Origin of the sequence: Bacillus sp. BK450, assembly GCF_004364885.1 — a bacterium.
Lineage (GTDB): Bacteria > Bacillota > Bacilli > Bacillales > Bacillaceae > Bacillus > Bacillus safensis.
On the sequence record NZ_SOBQ01000004.1, the window covers coordinates 298460 to 319069 of the forward strand.

At 42.1% G+C, this 20610-nt stretch carries 17 protein-coding genes; 13 read left to right on the plus strand and 4 right to left on the minus strand.

What is annotated here, in order from left to right:
- The first annotated feature begins 41 nt into the window (after positions 1-41).
- Both EV579_RS15545 and EV579_RS15550 read left to right on the plus strand, forming a co-directional pair.
- The gene (locus EV579_RS15545) at positions 42-1124 is read left to right on the plus strand and encodes a C45 family autoproteolytic acyltransferase/hydrolase (RefSeq protein ID WP_133744780.1); all 1083 of its coding nucleotides are present in this window, start codon (positions 42-44) and stop codon (positions 1122-1124) included.
- A gap of 131 nt (positions 1125-1255) precedes the next feature.
- Entirely contained in the window at positions 1256-3343 is a 2088-nt protein-coding gene (locus EV579_RS15550) for a BglG family transcription antiterminator (RefSeq protein WP_133744781.1), read from the plus strand.
- A 16-nt stretch (positions 3344-3359) separates the two neighbouring features.
- Here EV579_RS15550 and EV579_RS15555 read toward each other — a convergent pair whose 3' ends face one another.
- Entirely contained in the window at positions 3360-3995 is a 636-nt protein-coding gene (locus tag EV579_RS15555) for a class I SAM-dependent methyltransferase (protein ID WP_236626603.1), read from the minus strand.
- 129 nt (positions 3996-4124) lie between these two features.
- Between EV579_RS15555 and EV579_RS15560 the strand changes: the two genes are divergently transcribed.
- Both EV579_RS15560 and EV579_RS15565 read left to right on the plus strand, forming a co-directional pair.
- Positions 4125-4994, plus strand: coding sequence for an SDR family oxidoreductase (locus EV579_RS15560; protein WP_024425561.1), 870 nt, complete (start codon positions 4125-4127; stop codon positions 4992-4994).
- 294 nt (positions 4995-5288) lie between these two features.
- The gene (locus EV579_RS15565; RefSeq protein ID WP_073203869.1) at positions 5289-5711 is read left to right on the plus strand and encodes a pyridoxamine 5'-phosphate oxidase family protein; all 423 of its coding nucleotides are present in this window, start codon (positions 5289-5291) and stop codon (positions 5709-5711) included.
- A 700-nt stretch (positions 5712-6411) separates the two neighbouring features.
- On the opposite strand, the gene EV579_RS15570 is transcribed toward EV579_RS15565, so the two are convergent.
- On the minus strand, positions 6412-6630 hold the full coding sequence (locus EV579_RS15570) for a hypothetical protein (protein WP_034283837.1): 219 nt from the start codon (positions 6628-6630) through the stop codon (positions 6412-6414).
- 158 nt (positions 6631-6788) lie between these two features.
- On the opposite strand from EV579_RS15570, the gene EV579_RS15575 reads away from it, so the two are divergent.
- Positions 6789-9041, plus strand: coding sequence for a hypothetical protein (locus tag EV579_RS15575; RefSeq protein WP_243837432.1), 2253 nt, complete (start codon positions 6789-6791; stop codon positions 9039-9041).
- A 75-nt stretch (positions 9042-9116) separates the two neighbouring features.
- On the opposite strand, the gene EV579_RS15580 is transcribed toward EV579_RS15575, so the two are convergent.
- Entirely contained in the window at positions 9117-9413 is a 297-nt protein-coding gene (locus tag EV579_RS15580; protein ID WP_008347156.1) for a DUF3817 domain-containing protein, read from the minus strand.
- Positions 9414-9542: 129 nt separating this feature from the next.
- A complete protein-coding gene (locus EV579_RS15585) occupies positions 9543-10217 on the minus strand; it encodes a GntR family transcriptional regulator (protein WP_166644705.1) in 675 nt (224 codons plus the stop codon).
- Positions 10218-10370: 153 nt separating this feature from the next.
- On the opposite strand from EV579_RS15585, the gene EV579_RS15590 reads away from it, so the two are divergent.
- The 8 genes from EV579_RS15590 to EV579_RS15625 all read left to right on the plus strand — a co-directional run bounded on the left by EV579_RS15590 (position 10371) and on the right by EV579_RS15625 (position 20608).
- Positions 10371-11198, plus strand: coding sequence for a helix-turn-helix domain-containing protein (locus EV579_RS15590; protein ID WP_133744784.1), 828 nt, complete (start codon positions 10371-10373; stop codon positions 11196-11198).
- Complete coding sequence (locus EV579_RS15595; RefSeq protein ID WP_133744785.1) at positions 11188-12120, plus strand: DMT family transporter; 933 nt, start codon at positions 11188-11190, stop codon at positions 12118-12120. The genes EV579_RS15590 and EV579_RS15595 overlap by 11 nt, the downstream gene beginning before the upstream one ends.
- A gap of 98 nt (positions 12121-12218) precedes the next feature.
- Positions 12219-13274 carry a tartrate dehydrogenase gene (locus EV579_RS15600; protein WP_133744786.1) on the plus strand — a complete coding sequence of 352 codons (1056 nt, stop codon included), beginning with the start codon at positions 12219-12221 and terminating at the stop codon, positions 13272-13274.
- 72 nt (positions 13275-13346) lie between these two features.
- Entirely contained in the window at positions 13347-15533 is a 2187-nt protein-coding gene (locus EV579_RS15605; protein ID WP_133744787.1) for a DNA topoisomerase III, read from the plus strand.
- 197 nt (positions 15534-15730) lie between these two features.
- Complete coding sequence (locus tag EV579_RS15610) at positions 15731-16813, plus strand: glycosyl hydrolase family 8 (RefSeq protein WP_133744788.1); 1083 nt, start codon at positions 15731-15733, stop codon at positions 16811-16813.
- Positions 16794-17645, plus strand: coding sequence for a GGDEF domain-containing protein (locus EV579_RS15615; protein WP_122631458.1), 852 nt, complete (start codon positions 16794-16796; stop codon positions 17643-17645). Before EV579_RS15610 ends, EV579_RS15615 begins: the two co-directional genes overlap by 20 nt.
- Positions 17635-19347: a DUF2334 domain-containing protein gene (locus EV579_RS15620; protein WP_133744789.1), complete on the plus strand. Its 1713-nt coding sequence runs from the start codon at positions 17635-17637 to the stop codon at positions 19345-19347. The genes EV579_RS15615 and EV579_RS15620 overlap by 11 nt, the downstream gene beginning before the upstream one ends.
- Before the next feature lie 37 nt (positions 19348-19384).
- Complete coding sequence (locus tag EV579_RS15625; protein WP_249116605.1) at positions 19385-20608, plus strand: glycosyltransferase family 2 protein; 1224 nt, start codon at positions 19385-19387, stop codon at positions 20606-20608.
- Positions 20609-20610 lie beyond the last annotated feature (2 nt).

The following is a 20610-nucleotide window of genomic DNA, read 5'->3' on the forward strand; positions in this document are numbered from 1 at the left end:
CGATATGATAAAAGAAACGAAGGCGAAAGAGGTGTGCAGGCATGGAGGAAATCAGTGCGTTTTTTCAAAAGATGACAGGAACGGCTTATGAAGTAGGAAAACAGCAGGCTGTCTGGCTTAAGGAGAACCCGTTGCTAAAGACACAATATATTCGAACAGAACCGGTAACACAACAGGCTGTGAAAGAAACGAAGCAGTTGATCCGTCCCTTTCTTCCTCAATTAGATGAAGAGATTGCTGGATTTTGTGATGAACTGCAATTAGATGAGCGTTATTTGACCTTTTTCTATTCATCTCATCTTCAGCCAGGCTGTTCCCATTGCGTGAGGCAGGGGAATATGGCGGCCGGTCAACAAACGGTCATGCTGCGTAACTATGATTTCTCCCCGATTTTTGATGATATGCGTCTTGTGACGACACATGTAAAAGAATCGGTATGTCATACAGGCTCGTCGCTGCTCTTGTTTGGCAGATCTGATGGAATGAATGAGCATGGTCTTGCTGTGACTTTCTCTGCTTGCGGTCCGCCGGTTGGCAATGAACCCGGTTTAAAGCCTCCAGCCGTCGCCGGTTTGCAGGTGTATTATGTGATTCGCTCTGTTCTAGAATCCTGTCCAACGGTCGAGGAAGCCATTCGCTCTATCGAGGAAATGCCCGTTGCCTCAAATGTTCATATCATGCTTGCCGATCGAAAAGGAAAGGCGGCTGTGATTGAAATCATTGATGGTCAAAAAAGGGTGAGGAGGCCGGAGAGAGGTTATATTGCTGCAACGAATCATCCGGTAGCTGATCAAACAGCAAAAGGGATGACCAAACATCATTCTGTTGTCAGATACGATATGTTAATGGAAGCTTTAAAAGAGCAACGATCAAGTGATTCTCTTGTGAAACTGTTCCAGACAGAATATCCTGATGGTCTGGCTGTGCACAATTATGAGGAGCTGTTTGGAACGATGCGAACCGTCATGTTCCGTCCAGAAGAAGGCACAATCGATTATTGCTTTGGCTCTCCCGTATACAATCCGACTTATTCTTTAAAAGCCGGAGGTTCACTGCCTTTTCAAGAACAAAAGGTTCAATTTCATCAAAAGGATTATGGACCGTCATTTTGGAGAAGCGTCTGATGAAACCCTTGTTTTTAATTTTGTCATAGCCGCTGTGCCAAAGTCAGATCAACTTAAGATTGCATCGCTTGTTGAAAGCGTTTTATATTAAGGTGTGACAATAGACCTATTTATGCAGAAGGAGGCATTTCATGTACATAACGGCACGAGAACAGAAAGTCATTAAATACATCATTCAGCAAAATCGTTATGTCACCATTCGTGAGATAGCCGATTCTGTTCAGGTAAGTACTAGAACGATCCATAGAGAACTAAAATCCATTAAACCAATATTGAAAGATTATCATCTTTCGTTAGATAAACAGCCGGGGAAAGGCTTGAAGGCAGTCGGCGAACAGGAGGATAAACAGCGGCTTCTTGCTCATATGTCAAATGAGGATCAAATCGAATATAGCTCAGATGAACGAAAGCTCTTAATTCTATGTGCGCTGCTTGAAGCGAAGGAACCGGTGAAATTATACACACTCGCAGCTGACTTGCAGGTCACAAATGCGACGATCAGCTATGATTTAGATGAACTAACGGAGTGGATTGCTCCATACGATTTGCAGCTTATCCGCAAGCGCGGGTACGGCATTGAATTAAAAGGGCCGGAGGAAGCAAAACGAAAAATTGTCGGCAATCTCATTGTTGACCGGCTCGATATTCAATTATTTTTAGAAACGATTGAAATGAATATCAAACATCGAACGAAAGCAACGGAAAAGGTGTTTGGCGTTGTCAGCAGAGGACAGCTGCTAAAGGTAGAAAGGCTGCTCTTTCATTTGAAAGATCGACTGTCACTCTCATTATCTGATAGTGCCTATATTGCACTTGTTGTTCACTTAACCTATGCCATCGAACGTATTCAGCTTGGGGAAACCATTCGAATGGAAGAGGAAGAGCTGCTGGAATTAAAGCGGACGAAGGAATTTGAATCATCACTTCGAATGGCAAGGGCGCTTGAACGCATGTTTAATGTGGAGATTCCTGAAGCGGAGGTCGGATATATGACCATCCATCTTCGCAGTGCAAATCGCAGCTTTGGGGCAGAATACCGTATTGATGAAATTGAGCTGGATATAGCGCTGAGAACGAAAAAGCTCATTGATTTTATTTCAAATAAAACCGGCTATCATCTCAATGAAAATGATTCATTGTATGAGGGGCTCGTGTCTCATCTTGAGCCTGCCATGAACCGTCTAAAGGAAAAGATGAGAATCTATAATCCGCTCACACAACAAATAAAAAAAGACTACTTTTTGCTGTTTATGGCGATTGAAGAAGGAGTCGAGCGTTTCTTTCCAGAGATTGAATTTCCAGAGGATGAAATTGCCTTTCTTGTGCTTCACTTTGGCTCAGTGCTTGAAATCAAAAAAGAAGAAACAAAAATTCATGCGCTGGTTGTGTGCTCAAGCGGCATCGGTTCCTCGAAAATGCTCGCCTCTCGGTTGAAAAAAGAATTGCCGGAGATCGCCAAATTCGATCTATCCTCCTTGATGGAGCTAAAGGAAATCGATGCATCGAGCTATGACATGATTGTCTCGACCGTTCCGATTCCCTATGAGCATATCGATTACATCATGGTCAGCCCCCTTTTAAACGAGGATGATGCCATGCGTGTGAAGGCTCATATTAAACGGAAGATTCCTTATATCATCGAGAAAAAAAGAACAAAAGAATCTCCCAAAGAATTGGTGCAAGAAACCATTGATATGATGGCGGTTGCAGAGCAGGTGACGAATTATATGTTTGTGATTCGCAGCATCCTGTCCCATTTTACCATCGAAAAAAGAAAGACGATGCCGCAGCATGATGAAACCATCAGGCAGCTGCTTCGTCAGCTTGAAGAGGAAGGGTTTATCATACATGCGGATGATGTGGCGGGCGGCCTTCTGGAACGTGAACAGCAAGGCGGCTTAGGCATACCTGGCACTGAGTTTGCTCTTTATCATTTAAAGCATACATTCATCAAGGAACCAATCTTCCATATTTATGATCTTGATCAGGCATACGAGGTTAAAAGCATGGATGGCGGGCAGCAGCAGATGTCACGAATGCTCATGATGCTTGCGCCGCAAGAGCTTGGCAAGGAAGGATCAGAAATGTTTAGTCTAATCAGTTCATCCATCATTGAAAGTGAAGAAAGCATGGCGCTTTATGGACAAGGAACAAAGGAAGACATTGAACAGAAATTACATCAGCTTTTCTATCAATTTGTCAAAGAGGCAAAGTGGTAAGAAAAAGGCCGAGAGCTTATTCGCTTCTCGGCTTTTTTGCTGTGACACAGACGGCAAGGGTAGGGCGAATTTCTTCATACTCAATAGAAAATTGGTCAAACCCAGCAAACTGCAAGTCGTTTAATATGTTTTCACCCATCTCTTTTGTCCGATTGGCATCAGCTCCTTTTTCTCTTGGCTGCATCACAATAACGAGTGTTCCGCCTGGTTTCAAGGTGTGATAAAGATTGAGTAAGCCCGTTTTTGGATCATCCCAAATCGTAAAATTGTTAACAGACAGCACTTTATCATACTGCTCTCCGGGAAGACGTGTTTTCTCGATTTTTCCGACATACAGCCGAACCTGTTTGTCTTTTGCCCGTTTGCTGACGCGTGACTGTGCTTGCTCCTGCATGGTGGAAGAAGCATCAAGCCCATCAATATGAAGATCTTGATAATGCTTGAGCATATGTTTAATACTGTAGCCGGGTCCATAGCCAATTTCTAAAATGTTTTCACCATCTGTCAAATCTAAGTGGCGGATGGCCCACTGATTCAATGCTTTATTTTCATTTGCCATAATGAGTCCAGCAATGCTTCCGAGCCAGCCTTTTGGTCTGCTAAAGGTTTTCGAAATAGACAGCATGTGAGAACGCTCCTTTTTGATGATCATGTAACCGATTTTTCCCCTCTTCAAACATGCTGATTTTCGGGAACACATCAGTACAGCTTTATGATGTTTGAGTGAAAAAATGAGGTGGTAATGAAAGGATACATCAACAAATCAAGGAGGAGCTTATACATGGATTTACGTGAATATTTAACAAATGGCATTCCGCGCCAAACGCAGGATCAGCAGCCAGGCAGTGAAAGAGAAATGAATCCAGCGCCGATCTTTGAGGATGAATCATATCAAGGTTCTGGCAAGCTTAAAGGAAAAGTGGCACTGATTACAGGCGGAGATAGTGGAATTGGACGGGCAGTATCTGTTGCCTATGCAAAGGAAGGTGCACATGTTGCCATTGTGTATTTAAATGAACATGAGGATGCAGAGGATACGCAAAAGCGTGTAGAACAAGAAGGCGTTAAATGCTTAACGATTGCAGGAGATGTCGGTGACGAAGCCTTTTGTGAGAAAGCAGTAGAAAAAACAGTTGAAGCCTTTGGTCAATTAGACATTTTAGTAAATAATGCGGCTGAACAGCATCCGCAAGAACGTATTCAAGATATTTCGAGTGAACAGCTTCACCAAACCTTTAGAACCAACTTCTATTCCTATTTCTATTTTACGAAAAAGGCACTGGATTATTTAAAACCAGGAAGCTCCATCATTAATACAACATCAATTAACCCATATCGGGGAAACCCAGTGCTGATTGATTATACGGCGACAAAAGGAGCCATTAACGGCTTTACGCGTTCTATGGCACAATCGCTTGTGAAAGATGGGATTCGGGTGAACGGTGTAGCGCCAGGTCCAATTTGGACGCCACTCATTCCATCTACATTTGATGAAGACAGTGTGGAAAGCTTCGGCGCAGAAACCCCAATGGGAAGACCAGGACAGCCTGTTGAGCATGTCGGCTGCTTTGTCCTGCTGGCTTCTGATGAATCGTCTTATATGACAGGACAAACACTTCATGTCAACGGCGGTTCCTTTATGAATACATGATCTACCGCGGCACCGCCCAGCTTTGATTGGGCGGTGTTTTTAGTATTTCTTGCGATTTTTCTGCACAGATATGACAGACCATACGATAATGCCTACAACAACTGCCGCAATGACAAGTGAACTCAAATGGAACATCGTTTCATGATGCATGTTCAATTTCTCCCTTCATTGAACCTGTTTTCTATAGCATCAGCCAGAAGGTCTCTTTTTATGAAAAACACATTTCTTTGTTTAATGAATGGGCTGTCGTGGAAACCTACGTATACGGATGAAATTTTGAAGGAGTGAAACGATATGTCTCAAGAAGAATTAAAACAGAAGGTATTAAACCTATTAGATGAACAAAAGGTCGGGACACTAGCGACTGTTGAACAGGATAAGCCGCATACTCGCTACATGACGTTTTTCCATGAAGGTCTGACGTTATATACACCAACGAGTAAAGAAACACATAAAGCAGATGAAATTGAAAAAAATCCGAATGTTCATATTCTTATTGGATATTCAGGCGAAGGATTCGGTGATACTTATGCAGAAATTGCAGGTACCGCAACATTAACCGATGATCGGGAACTGATCGACCGTCTTTGGTCTGATGAGATGGAGAAATGGTTTAAAGGAAAAGAGGATCCGAATTTAGTGATTCTGAAGATTGAGCCAACCTCCATTCGTTATATGAATGAAGGAAGCCGTACACCAGCAGAATTATCACTTTAACACTTGCGTAAGCAGGGGGAATGTGTTATAGTTTTATATTAGTGTTGAAATAAGCAAATAAATAAAGAAAGTAAACTTTCTTTTTTCTATGACATAATGAGAAGCAATAGAGCTTCTACTTGATAAGAACGAGACGCTGTCAAAGCGAACAAACTTATTCTTTTCCTTCTGCACCCGCCCCCTATAAAAGCGGAAGAATGGAAAAAAGACGTTTTGATTTACAATTCACACTGGCACGGCTTCGGAGCCGTAAGGACGAATGAGAGGTAGGGCTTTCGTTGTCTTGTTATCCAGAACTTCCATGGCGTTTACTTTCAAACGTAGGTTCACTCGGAACACATATGACACACTGATATGATCGAATCTTAATTCATACACTCCGTAACGGAGATTAAACATTGATTATTTATTTGCATGAAAAGAGTAAGGAACAGGCTGCCATCTATTTGGCAGCCTTTTTCATTAGGTCAAACAATAGAACCCCGAAACCAATGAGAACAAGAAAAGGAAAAACAAAGGTCGCAACCATCCGCATAGCGTCCCCTCCAAAAGGGTTTGACACTAACAGCAGGCCGATAAATGCAAAGATCATCAGAGCAGGGTCACGCCTCTATTTGGGTGCACAAGGCCAAACCAAACGAATTGCAGAACAAAAGAAATCACAAAATAAAGAATGGATTTTTTCATTATTGTCCTCTTTTCACTTATTTTTTTGTCCCTTAAGCCACATCAGCCAAATGATGAAGGAACCAATCACACATGAGAGCAAAGTGACAGGCGGCAAGGTGTGCCAGCTAGTCAGCCCCTTTACAAAACACATATAAAAAAAGAAAATGGAAATGGATACGAGTACCCATTGCTTGAACCAGCGAGGGACACGCAGCCAAGCTGCTAGAATGATTGATGATAGCTTATCCAATGAGATAACTCCTTTTTTGAATCTGATTGGATTTTATCGTAAACAACAAAGTTTGTAAAATATGGATTTTAGGGGCTTTGATGGTATTCTTCTAGCATGAAACATTTTCGCTGTACTGACGTATAAGGTAAAGGAACCTCATGAAAGGAAGCGATCAAGTGAAAAGAATACCAGTGATTTTCCTCAGGTATATTGTCTTCTTTATTCCAGCAATCATTCTTAGTTTCTTGGTGTGGAACCACTACCAAGATGATTTGTCAGCAGGGAAAGCGACGCAATATGACGTCAGACGAATATTTACATTTGATGAAGGGAAACGAGTGGTGAGTGCTGTATCAAAAGACCAGCAACTCCATTTTGTAATGTATGATCCTCAATCAGGAAAAATAATCAGTGAATGGTCCACGGAAAGCGATACGTTTAATGAAATGGTGCCATCCATTCAAGGTAACAATCTCTTACTTGCTTTAAAAAATAAAGAGGGGCAGCTTTTGATCGAGAAACTAACGCCTAGCGGAGAAAAGAAAGAGCTCATTAAACAAAACTTGCAGATTCCCTCATTTTTAAAAACGAATACATACCAATGGAATGGACGGCTCGTATTTACAGGAGAAATGGAAGGTGCCGCTACAGTCCTAGGTGAGCTAAAGAATGGTCAGTTTTTTCATGTGCACAATCTCAACAAACTGAAGCTGCCAGCAAGACCCGTTTCCATCGATGCCGTCATGAACTCCTTTAGAGGCCAGACGCCTATACCTATATTTGAATTGACTTTAAAAAATGACCAGAAAGCATATGTCAGCGGAGTCTCAAACGATAAGCATCAGCTTGGGGTCTATGTCTCCAAAAACGCTGAACCGTTTAGCCTCATTAAAGATAAAGTGGAGAAGCAGCTAGCAAAAACAATTGGAACATCCCAAAACTTTGCCGTCGCTGTCGAATCTAACTATCCAAAAAGACCAAGGAAAGTGAATGCAGATGGAGGGCTTGGTGAAGTCGTCCCAACACCAAAACCGATTTATCAAACCTTTATCTACCAGCTTAATGAAGAAGAAGTTCTTCTTGTAGGCTCTACAGCAAAGGACGAAGCAAAAGGCAAGCTGACTGGTTATATTTACAACCACCGCACAAATAAGACGACGTCTGTCAGCAAGCTTTTTCAGTCGTTTTCATATGAAATTTTAAACAGAGAAGGACTATTTTTTCATAAAAATGTGAATAGTGATTGGATCTATTATTCATTCGAAAATCAATTAACGGGTGCATTTGAGACGAAAAGCAAACAGCTAAAGGAATTTCCTTTGCAAAAAGTCATCTCAATCGAAAACGCAAGCCCTGCTCACCAAACATCATTTGACACCTTTATGCAATATGTCATGAAAGGCGGACCGCTCATTCTCAACTGGGCAATATGGCTGTTTATTCCATTGCTGTTATTTGTACTAGCCATCTTCCTGCCGCCGATTTTGAGATTGGTGAGAAACAACAAAATCAAAGACAGTGTCACATTAGAAGCCAATATTGTGTCTGTTAAAGAAACGGGCACCTACATCAACGAACAGCCGATTATCAAAATGCAGCTGCAATTTCAATATGATGGGCAAAATATCGAGAAGACGATTAAAACGGTTGTATCCTATACCCAGATACCACAGCCGGGTCAGCGTATCGCCATTCTCTATAATCCGCAGAAGAAAAAGGCGATGCTCTTAAAAGAAGGTGACTTCTCGCAGCCAAGTCAGCCAAAGTTCATCAAAGGCGCTGTTTTAAGAAATATAGAATCATATGGAACCGTAGGACGAGGCACGGTCTTATCGCTTACATTTGAAGCAGATCAGAAAAGGTATACCATTCCGATGATTCAAGCCGCTGGTTTTGAATTTACAACAGGAGAAAAAGCCGATCTTGTCGACATCAACGGCCAGCTCAAAATGGCAGCCTATGGCCATGAAGTGCGGAATCGATCGGGGAAAGATGTGACGTTAACAGGAACGATCCAGCGTGTGAAGCAATATCCAATTGCCATCCATGAACAAAAGCCTATTCAGCTTGATGTGACGGTTTCAAACGGAGATGAGTCCATCACAAAAACGGTCAGCCAGTTTATCCCTGATCATATGCAGGTCGCAGCGGGCACTCAAATCACGATCCAGACAAAGAAAGAAGAGCTGGATAGAGAAATGGGTCTCATGCAAGAGAAACAAGGAAGTGCAAAAGTGACCAATGTTGAATTTGCGGGCGTCATCGGCAATCTGCCGTTAGCGATCATTCAGGTTGAGAGAAATGGCATGATGTATGAAGTGAAGCAGCCAATCGATCCAATCACTAGCGTCTTGCCTGGTGATGAATTATGGGTGGCGTATCACGACATGACGCGTCGAGCAGCCATTGTGAAATATGCATCAATATAAAAAAGCGTTCCTTTATCAGGACGCTTCAGCGTGAAGACTAAGGGCTAAAACGAATGTCGTTTTAGCCCTTTTTGATTAAGCTTTTGTATCATATTGGCGGAGCACCTTATCGTAGGCGAAGTTACCGAAAGGAATGAAAGCCGCAAAAAAACCAGCGATGGACCATTTCAAATGCCAGCGAACCTTAAAAGTCACATATGCCAAAATGAGCATATAGATGACAAACAATGCGCCATGAAGAGAGCCTACAATAGTGACTGCCATCGGAATATCCGCAAAATATTTTAGAGGCATGGCAATTAAAAGAAGGGTTAAAAGAGACATACCCTCAATAAAACCCGCCTGTCGAAGACGGCTAATACTTGTATGCATATACAAATCCTCCTGTATAAAAGCTAGTTTCTCATCTTCTAATATAAACGAAAGATCGTCTGGACATGCTGAAATCTACGAAAAATTCAAAATATGTTCATGGAATGCTTAAAAAATGGGAAAAGTCCTTTACTCTTTGTTTGTTTTAGAGAGTACTTGCTTTAAGTGCATGACATCATGTAATAAATGCTCTGTCATTGCTTGAACCGCTTCTGTGGAGCGGCGCTCTTTTATTTCAGAATAGATGGCTGTATGCTCCCTTTGAATGGTTTCAGCACGGGCCCCGCCGCTAAAATGGAAGATGCGGCAATAGTGAATGAGTGCATTCACGTGATTCAATTGTTTGGATAAACGGTCATTGTGACTCGCTAAAATGATTTTTTGGTGAAAGGCTTCATGTAACTGGACGATCTCTTTAGATGGCAGCTGCTGCTTGATTGCTTCATCCGCCTGCGTGAGAACCTTCTCAATTTCATCCATTTCTCTTTGCGAGGCTTCCCTGCAGGCAAGCTCAACAGCAAGTGTTTCTAAGGCCGCCCGAATTTGATAAAGCTCCTCAACATCTTTTTCTGTTAACGTATAGACGGAATAGCCTGAGCGATGATCCGCGATTAAAAGCTCGTCTTTTTCTAACAGCCTCATGGCCTCTCTTACCGGTGATCGGCTTACGCCAAATTGCTTGGCAAGCTGTGTTTCGTTGATGCGCTCGCCTGGCTGAAACTGGCCATCAAAAATCATTTGCTTCAGCTGTTCATAAAATTGCATGTGATACGGTGCTGGTTTTTCCAACTCGAATGAATTCATTCCATCGTTCCCTCTTTTATACATCATCTTTTGTCTCATGTTATCCAAGTTCTTCCCTCTAGGCAAGCCTGCATCGAAAAGTCAATATCGTACAATCCAAGAGAAAAAGGGTGTGCTACACTTATGATCAGTTCAGTGAAAAGAGGGATCGACATGAACACACAAGAGGAACGAACTGTACATTTTGATCAAAACTTGCAAATAGAGGCGTATCGCTTTCATGGCATCTTGCAAAAGTTCCCCAATCATTTTCATACATATTATGTGATTGGGTTTATTGAAGATGGTCAAAGACGTTTGATCTGCCAAAATCAAGAATACATCATTGAAAAGGGTGATATCCTTCTTTTCAATCCGTATGATAATCACGCATGTGAACAAATTGATCACAGGACACTCGATTATCGCTGCTTAAATATTGAAGCAGAGGTGCTAGAGAAGGTCTTTCAGCACAAACCGCATTTTAAAGCCCCTGTGTTTTCACAAAGTGAACTAACAAAGCCATTATATGATCTACATCAAATGATCACAGAAGAAGCTCCTGCTTTGAATAAACAGGAAACCTTCTATTTCTTTATGAAACAATTGATTGAAGCCTATGCTCATACATCAGAGGAAAAAGCATCACCCGCACATGCCAACGAACAAAAAGTCCAAGACGTACAGCAATATATCGAAACACACCTCACGGAAAATATCTCGTTAGATGACTTAGGTGAGCTTGTGTCCATGAACAAATATTCATTGCTGCGTGCTTTTACAAAGTTCAGAGGCATCACGCCATATCGTTATTTACAGACAGTCAGGGTGAACTATGCGAAGGAGCTTCTCGCCCAAGGAGTGAAGCCTGTAGATGCGGCTGCTGCCGCTGGATTTTCTGATCAAAGTCATTTGAGTCATTTCTTTTCGGAATTTATTGGGCTTACGCCAGGGCAGTATCAGCAAATTTTTGTAAAGCAGGTAACTGCTGATGAAAAATAAACAGCTACTTGGTCATTTGGCGGCCATGTTCACCATTTTTTTATGGGGATCTACCTTTATCTCTACCAAAATATTATTAACGGCTTTTTCTCCAACAGAGATTTTATTTTTCCGTTTTTTTATCGGGTACTTGGCTCTGATGATCATCTATCCAGTCACCATGAAGGTGCGAAGTAAAAAGCATGAAGGGATGTTTGCGCTGGCAGGTTTATGCGGTGTGGTCTTATATTACTTTTTAGAAAATGTCGCACTTACTTATACGTTCGCTTCGAATGCAGGTGTCATCAGCTCGGTTGTCCCATTCTTCTCCTTTTTATTGGCTTATTTTTTATTAAAAGATGAGCCGCTGGACAGCCGGTTTTTCATAGGCTTTTTCATCGCGATGACGGGAATCGTGCTGATCAGCATGAATGGAATGACCACGTTTCAATTGAATCCACTCGGTGATGCGTTAGCTTTAACGGCTACCATCGTCTGGGCATTCTATTCCATTTTATCGAAGATGATCAACCAATATGGCTACCATATCATTCAGGTAACAAGGCGTGTCTTCTTTTACGGACTGCTATGGATGATTCCACTGATCTGGCATTTTAAAATTCGTTTAGACTGGGAACGATTGACGAATCCATCGTTTGCCTTCCATTTACTGTTTTTAGGCCTTTTCGCATCTGCCATTTGTTTTCTGACATGGAGCTTTTCTGTGAAAACGCTCGGTGTGGTGAAATCGAGTGTGTATATTTATGGAGTGCCCATTATTACGATGGTCATTTCAATGATCGTTCTTCACGAGAGATTGACCTTCATGTCTGCGCTTGGAACGGCACTGACCTTAGGAGGTTTGCTGCTTTCAGATAAAAAAAGTACGGGAAGAAAGAAACAGAAGCCCCGTGTGCTGATGCAGGATAAAAAGGCGCTTTGATCAAAAAAGCGTCTTTTGTCCATTGTAAGAACAGACACTCTCTAGTAAACTCGAATTAAATGGTCGACGGTCGACTGATGATGAAGGGAGAAAAATCAATGAAGCATGTTTCAATTGCAGCAATACCAGGAGACGGGGTTGGAAAGGAAGTTGTGCCTGAAGCCATTCGAGTTTTGAAAGCGATATCAGATGTGCATGGCGGTCTGTCTTTCACCTTTCAGGATTTTCCGTGGAGCTGTGAATATTATTTAGAGCATGGCGAAATGATGCCAAAGGATGGATTGGAACAACTGAAAGCCTTTGACAGCATTTTCTTAGGGGCAGTCGGAGATGCCAATTTAGTGCCGGATCATGTATCGCTTTGGGGATTGCTGATTAAAATTAGACGTGAATTTGAGCAGGTGATTAACGTTAGACCTGCAAAACAGCTGAGCGGTATTCGCTCCCCGCTTGCTCAGCCAAAGGATTTCGATCTTCTTGTTGTAAGAGAAAACGGTGAAGGTGAATATAGTGAAATCGGAGGCCGCATCTATCAAGGGGAAGATCAGCTTGCCATTCAAAATGCTGTTTTCTCCAGAAAAGGGACAGAGCGAGCCATGCATTTTGCCTTTCAATTAGCAGAAAAAAGACGAAAGCATGTGACAAGTGCAACCAAATCGAATGGAATTGTTCATACAATGCCATTTTGGGATGAAGTGTTTCAAGACGTAGCAAAGGATTATCCAGAGGTGACAGCAGAATCGCAGCACATTGATGCGCTCTCAGCCTTCTTTGTGACAAGACCAGAGAAATTCGATGTGATTGTTGCCAGCAATTTATTTGGCGATATTTTAACTGATCTTGGGGCTGCGATTATGGGAAGTATTGGCGTGGCGCCTGCCGCCAACATCAATGTGAATGGCAAATATCCATCCATGTTTGAGCCTGTACACGGATCAGCCCCAGACATTGCAGGAAAAGGAATCGCCAACCCAATCGGTCAAATTTGGACCGCTAAACTCATGCTTGATCATTTCGGTGAGGAAGAACTGGGTACACACCTGCTCGAAATCATCGAGTCAGTCACAGCAGACGGCTTTTTAACGGCAGACATCGGCGGGGCTTATCAAACACAAGAAATCACAAACGAAATCATCACGCGCTTGAAGAAATAATCCGTCATTAGAACCACTTCTCCACGTCTGCTATAATAAAAGGATGGATAGAAGAAAGAGATGTGAAATCTAGTGTCAAAAACAGTTGTATTAGCAGAGAAACCTTCAGTAGGACGTGACTTAGCACGTGTACTGAAGTGTCATAAAAAAGGAAATGGTTTTTTAGAAGGAGATCAATACATTGTAACGTGGGCCCTTGGCCATTTGGTTACCCTGGCTGATCCAGAAGGCTACGGAAAAGAATTTCAATCCTGGCGTTTAGAGGATTTGCCGATCATTCCAGAGCCGCTAAAGCTTGTCGTCATGAAAAAGACAGGTAAACAATTTCAAGCAGTAAAAGCACAGCTTGCAAGAAAAGATGTAAAAGACATTGTCATCGCAACAGATGCTGGACGTGAAGGGGAGCTTGTCGCAAGATGGATTCTTGAAAAAGCACATGTGAAAAAGCCCCTAAAACGACTATGGATCTCATCTGTTACGGACAAAGCCATTCAAGAAGGCTTCAAACGACTAAAAGACGGCAGAGAATATGATAATCTGTATCGCTCAGCGGTTGCACGTGCAGAGGCAGACTGGATTGTAGGGATCAACGCAACAAGGGCGCTGACGACCAAATTCAATGCACAGCTTTCCTGCGGACGGGTACAAACACCAACGATTGCCATGATCGCCAAACGAGAAGAAGACATTCAGCAATTCCAGCCGAAGCCGTTTTATGGAATGACTGCACAAGTAGATGGACTTACCTTGACGTGGCAGGATGCCAAAACAAAGCAAAACCGCACATTCCAAGAGAATATTATAAAAGAGCGTTTGGCAGGCTGCAAAGGAAAACCAGCAGTGATCGATGCATTGAAAAAAACAGCGAAAAAAGCTTTTGCTCCAGGGCTGTACGACCTCACTGAATTGCAGCGTGATGCGCATAAACGCTACGGATTCTCAGCAAAAGAAACCTTGTCTACGCTTCAGCGGTTGTATGAGCAGCATAAGCTTGTGACATATCCGCGTACAGATTCACGATTTATTTCAGCGGATATCGTTCCTACATTAAAAGATCGATTAAAAGGAATGAATGACAGACCGTACGCTCAGCATGTGAACCGCATTTTACAATCAGGTGTGAAAGCGCATAAAGGCTTCGTCAACGATGCAAAAGTGTCAGATCACCATGCGATCATTCCAACCGAGGAAGAGCTGTATCCTGGTGCATTAAGTGATAAAGAGCGTAAATTGTATGATCTTATTGCCAAACGATTCCTTGCTGTACTCATGAATCCTTTTGAATACGAGGAAACAACGGTGATTGCCAAAATAGGCAGTGAAACATTCACAGCAAAAGGAAAAACCGTGCAATCAGCCGGCTGGAAAGCCGTGTATGATGAATCCTATGAAGACGAGGAATCAGCCGAAGCAGATCAGCATCTGCCGGTACTTTCCGAAGGGCAATCACTTGAAGTGCGCCAGCTGAAAGAAACAAAAGGAGAAACGAAACCTCCTGCCCGTTTTAATGAAGCCACCCTGCTATCTGCTATGGAGAACCCTGCGGCATTTATGCAGAATCAGGAAAAGGACTTAGTGAAAACCCTTGGTGAAACAGGCGGACTAGGGACAGTAGCCACAAGAGCCGATATCATTGAAAAACTGTTCAACAGCTTCTTAATCGAGAAAAAGGGCAAAGATATTTTCATCACATCGAAAGGGAAGCAGCTGCTCTCCTTAGTGCCTGAAGACTTAAAGTCTCCAGCATTAACAGCGGAGTGGGAACAAAAGCTTTCTAAAATCGCAAAAGGACAGCTGAAGGCTTCTCAATTCATGAGTGAAATGAAGTCCTATGCAAAACAAGCCGTATCTGAAATCAAACAGACGAACCAAACCTTTAAGCATGACAATGTCACTGGCACCCATTGTCCGGACTGCGGAAAACTTATGCTGAAAGTGAACGGAAAACATGGCACAATGCTCGTGTGCCAAGACCGAGAATGCGGCCACCGTAAAAATGTAGCGAAGAAAACAAACGCACGCTGCCCGAACTGTCATAAAAAGCTCGAGCTACGCGGAGAAGGCGATGGCAAAATCTTCGCTTGTGTGTGCGGCCATAGAGAAAAACTGTCTGTTTTCGAAAAACGCAAATCACAATCCAATCAAAAGAGAGCCAGTAAGCATGATGTGTCTAAATATATGAAGAAACAAAAGAAAGTGGAAGAACCAATCAATAACGCACTGGCTGAGCAATTAAAGAAATTAAAATTAGATCAATAGTATTATAAAAACCCATGCGGAAACGCATGGGTTTTCCAATGTAATCAAGCATATCGACATATTGTTTTTCTGAAAATGGGAATGTCTATGCGAAAAGACTCGTAATTTGGTATAAAATATTTATTTAAATTTAAACAGAAACAATCTATAATAAATCGTTGGAATGCTAAGAGAACGGGAGTTGAAAGGGGACACGAATGGATACACCCATACATCGCATAGGTATTGTTTTACTCATTGTCATTCTACTAGGCGGATGTACCTGGAAGCAGCAGAAGGAATCAGCTGATCCAGTATCACCACAGCCTGTATTGCCTGGAGAATATTTTATTACTCATCATCTCATGACAGATCAAGGCATGATTCGCACTTCATTTGCAGAGCAGCATATCTACTTATCTGAATCGCTTGGGCTTTGGATGGATTATCTTGTTCGAAAAAAAGACCAAAATTCTTTTGACCAACAATTTGGTGTCCTGCAAGATGAATTTTTACTAGACCATCATCTTCTCAGCTGGCAAATCGAATCTGATCAAAAAAGTAAGGCCAATGCCTTAGTTGATGATTTACGGGTAGTGGCGGCACTTCAAAAGGCAGATCGTTTATGGAAGAATGCAGCGTATCAAACCACAGCAAAAGAAATCGCACAAGCGTTAAAAGACAAGAATATGTATAGGGGCATCTTGTCCGATTATTATGATGCATCAACAAATCGAACTTCACACACAATCACACTCTCATATTTAGACCCAAAAGCAATCAAAGAATTGGAATCCCTCAAAATATTCACGAAACAAATGACGAGTAACCAATTGACCATTCTAAAACAAGCAACGAGAAAAAAAGGATTCTTTCCTAAATCCTATGACATAAAGAAAAAAGCCTATTCATTTGATCGAGAAATCAATATGATTGATCAAATCTATACGGCTCTACATGCCGATCGTGCAAAGGTGAATACGTCCGCGATCATGAAATGGCTTAAAACGACTTTTAAAAAAGAAGGAAAGCTGTACGGTAGATATAAACTGAGCACATTGCAGCCATCAGTGACGTATGAATCGCCTTCTGTATATGCGCTGGTCATCTTGTATGCTCTTAAACGAAACGAACCGGAATTCGCAAAAGAGGTGTATGACCGCATGAAAGAATTACAAATTCAAGATCCTCTCGAGGATTATTATGGAGGGTACATGAACGAAAAAGACACACACTCATTTGACAACTTATTGCCTCTCATTGCAGAAAGGGAGCTTTTTAATGAATCGGTTATTCAGTAATACGTATCGTTTATATTATTCTCTGCTCCTCACGTTCGCAGGTCTTATTTTGTTTATGGGCTACCTTGGCGTACATGATGCAGAGAGCTTTTTGATGATCACACTGACTTTTGTCGTGTTAGGATGCGGGATTTTATTTGGCATCTTACCAGCATTAATATTTACCTTGCTGATGCTGTTCTTTATAGGAAGTGCTATGTTCTTTACAGAGCTTGGCCACACAAATCCCTTCTTTTCCAATCAAACATTGCAGGATGTGGTGGTTTGGGGCGCAGCTCTTCTCTTTTTCGCGATTTCAGCAGGAAGCTTGCATGAGCGAATCAAGACGATGCGTCACACCATAGAACAACAAAAGCAGGCGATGAAACAATTTGTGGCGATTGACTCGACAACTGGATTTGACAATGCAGATCGGATGAAGCTGGAATTATCCGAGGAAATGAAACGGGCAGAACGCTACAAACAGCCATTCGTTTTTATCCTTCTTCATATCCATTATGCAGCGGAATTCAAATCATTATATGGAGAAAAAGAAATGCAGCACCTATTTCAGCAATTAAGTATCAAGATTCGCGAAAGTGTCAGAGAAACTGATAAGAAATTTCGATTATCCGAAGAACGAATAGGATTGCTGCTTACTCACACACCAGAAGAGAATGTCTCTGTCGTCCTTGAGAAGCTAAAAGATAAATTGCAAAAGCATGTGCTGTTAAACGGTCGTGAAGTCACCCTAACTTTTCATGTCTGTCATTTAACAAGCAGTTCGGATTATCATACGCCAGAGCAATTTTTAGAAGAACTAGAAAAAGAGATGATGATGAATGAACTTTAATTCTTTGATGAAATGCTGTTTGATGATGGCTCTTTTTTTCATTCTTTCGTTTCAATACATGGCTTCAGCCGACGCTCTTGCCAAGCCAGATACCCTGATCGTTTATTCAACAGAATCGGGAGAAGCGACTCCAGCAGTGCATATGCTGGATCTACTCGCCGGACATTTTTCCAAACAGACGACGATTGTATCTGATGAACATTTGGCTGAAAAGAGAATCAGTGAATTTCAACAAGTCATCTACCTAGGGGAAATAAAGAGAAACTTACCAAAACAGGCCATTCGTGTAATGAACGAAGCACAGAAGATCATAGCCATTGGATACAATGCGGACCAGCTACGCCCATTTTCCAAGCTTATTTTTCATAAACAAGAACACACGAGTCAAATCAAATATACAGATGATCCCACTTACCGTCAGCTAGAGAAAAGGATCACTGCGTTAACGGTTCAAGGGGCAGACTTGCAAAGGGAATTTCTATTGAAGAAGCATGAAGCTGATCTTCCATTTGTGATTCAAACAAAGGAAGGTGCGGCCTATATTGGAATCTTAAATGTCGTGCAGCACAGCGAGCTTCTTGCAGAAGTGCTAGAAAAAAACCTGCCTTCTTCTAATCAGCTGACCACAAAGTATTTAAGGCTTGGGAACATCAGTCCTGTCACTGACGAAAAGAAGCTGCTTGAGCTTGGACAATATGCATCCACTCGGCATATCCCGTTTCTGATAGCGGTAACCCCTATTTGGGTGGATCGAACAACAGGCGATGAAGTGACACTGAGTGACCGCCCGAAGCTCGTAAAAGTGTTAAAACAATTGCAAAGCGATGGAGCCAGCATTATTCTTCATGGATTTAGCCGTACGTATCGAACAGAGGATTCTGGTCAGGACTTTGAGTTCTGGGATGCAAAGAATGATCAGTCCATTACGTCAAATGACCCTAAAAAAGCCGAGAAGAAGCAAAGTGAAAGCCATTTTTCGAATGAAAAGGACTTCGATGCTTATACGAGATCGAATCAGCAGCAAGAAATCATCTATACAGAAGAAAAACTGACAAAAGGTATTGAGTTTCTTGCGCAGCAAGGTCTCTATCCACTGGCATTCGAGGTGCCGCATGATGCCATATCTCAACAAGGCTATGAAATGATATCAAGGCATGTGTCCAGTCTGTTTGGACAGGTACAGCTGTCGGAGCATACTTGGAAAACGGCCGGTGCTCCGCCACTCGTGACGAAACCCGCCATGCTTCATGGTATGATCTTATATCCTCAGCAATCAGTAGAGCCAGCGTCTGACCAAGAAGGTTCAAATATTTTAACAGAACAAAAGATTCAATCCATCCAGCATCTTCAATCAGCCGCAATCGGGCTGTCCTATGATGTGGAATCCGGAATAACTGGATTGCAGAATCTGATGACGCTGATGGATGCAATTCCTTCTAGTGAATGGCTGGATTTAAAGAAAACAAAACAAACAGTCCAAACACCACATGTACAAATCAAAACATCAGGAAATGGACATATCCAAGTAGAACAATCCAATAGAACAGAAACCAAAACAGTTAAACGAAGCGGCATGGAAAATATGCTGCGAATTCTCACCGTCGTGGTGATGCTGTTTATTGCGGCATTTGCTTTTTACACATTGTATTTAAGGCTGACAATGAAAAAACGAATTTTTAAGGAGAGAAAATTAGGTGGCTGATGTCTTATTTTATCTTTCATTAATATTGATTTGGATCATGCTCCTATACCACATGTTTCTCATGCAGGGCGGCTTTCAGCACTACCTGACCTACGAAAAAGTGCTGCCTGAATGGACGAAACAAGGGAAAGAGCTGCCAACTGTCAGCATTCTAATTCCTGCTCATAATGAAGAAGTTGTCATCCGGCAAACGCTAAAAGCAATGGTCCAGCTATCCTATCCTAAACATCTTCTTGAAATCATTGTGATTAATGACAATTCCTCTGATGGCACAGGGGACATCGTGCAGTCATTCAGTGAGCAATATGATTATGTCCATATGATTGAAACGAAGCCGCCATTTGCAGGAAAGGGAAAATCCACTGCACTGAATGAAGGCTTAAAGGCTTCAACAGGAGAAGTCATCTGCGTATACGATGCAGATAACATGCCTGAACAAAAGGCCGTCTATCATTTGGTTCTTGGTTTATTGAATGACCCGAAGGCAGGCGCTGTTGTCGGGAAATTCAGGGTTATCAATGCAGCCAAAAATCTACTAACCAAATTTATTAATATTGAGACCATCTGCTTCCAATGGATGGCGCAGGGCGGAAGATGGAAGTGGTTTGGTATTGCGACAATACCAGGCACCAACTTCGCCATCCGCCGGCACATTTTAGAAGAGCTTGGCGGCTGGGATGTTCATGCGCTGGCTGAGGACACCGAATTAACGATTCGTGTCTATAACCTTGGCTATGTCATTCGATTTTTCCCAGCAGCGATCACTTGGGAACAAGAGCCTGAGACGTGGAAAGTCTGGTGGAGGCAAAGAACGCGCTGGGCTCGAGGCAATCAATATGTTGTACTCAAATTTTTAAAGCAATTTATGAAGCTGAAACGAAAACGAATGATTTTCGATTTGTTTTATTTCTTCTTTACGTATTTCTTATTTTTCTTCGGTGTCCTGCTCTCAAATGGGATCTTTATCGTGAACCTATTTGTTGACCTTCACTTATCTGTAGGAGCTGTTGCACTGATCCTGTGGGGATTGGCCTTCTTCCTCTTTCTAACAGAAGTGATGATTACATTAAGCATTGAGAAAACAGAGCTCACCAAACAAAATATACTCATTGTGGCGCTCATGTACTTCACATATTCTCAAGTATGGATTGCGCTAGTTGTGTACTCCTTATGTGTAGAGGCAAAGAGCCGATTATTCAAACAAGAAGTAAAATGGTACAAAACTGAGCGTTACGATCAACAACAAAAGAAAAGCGGGTGACA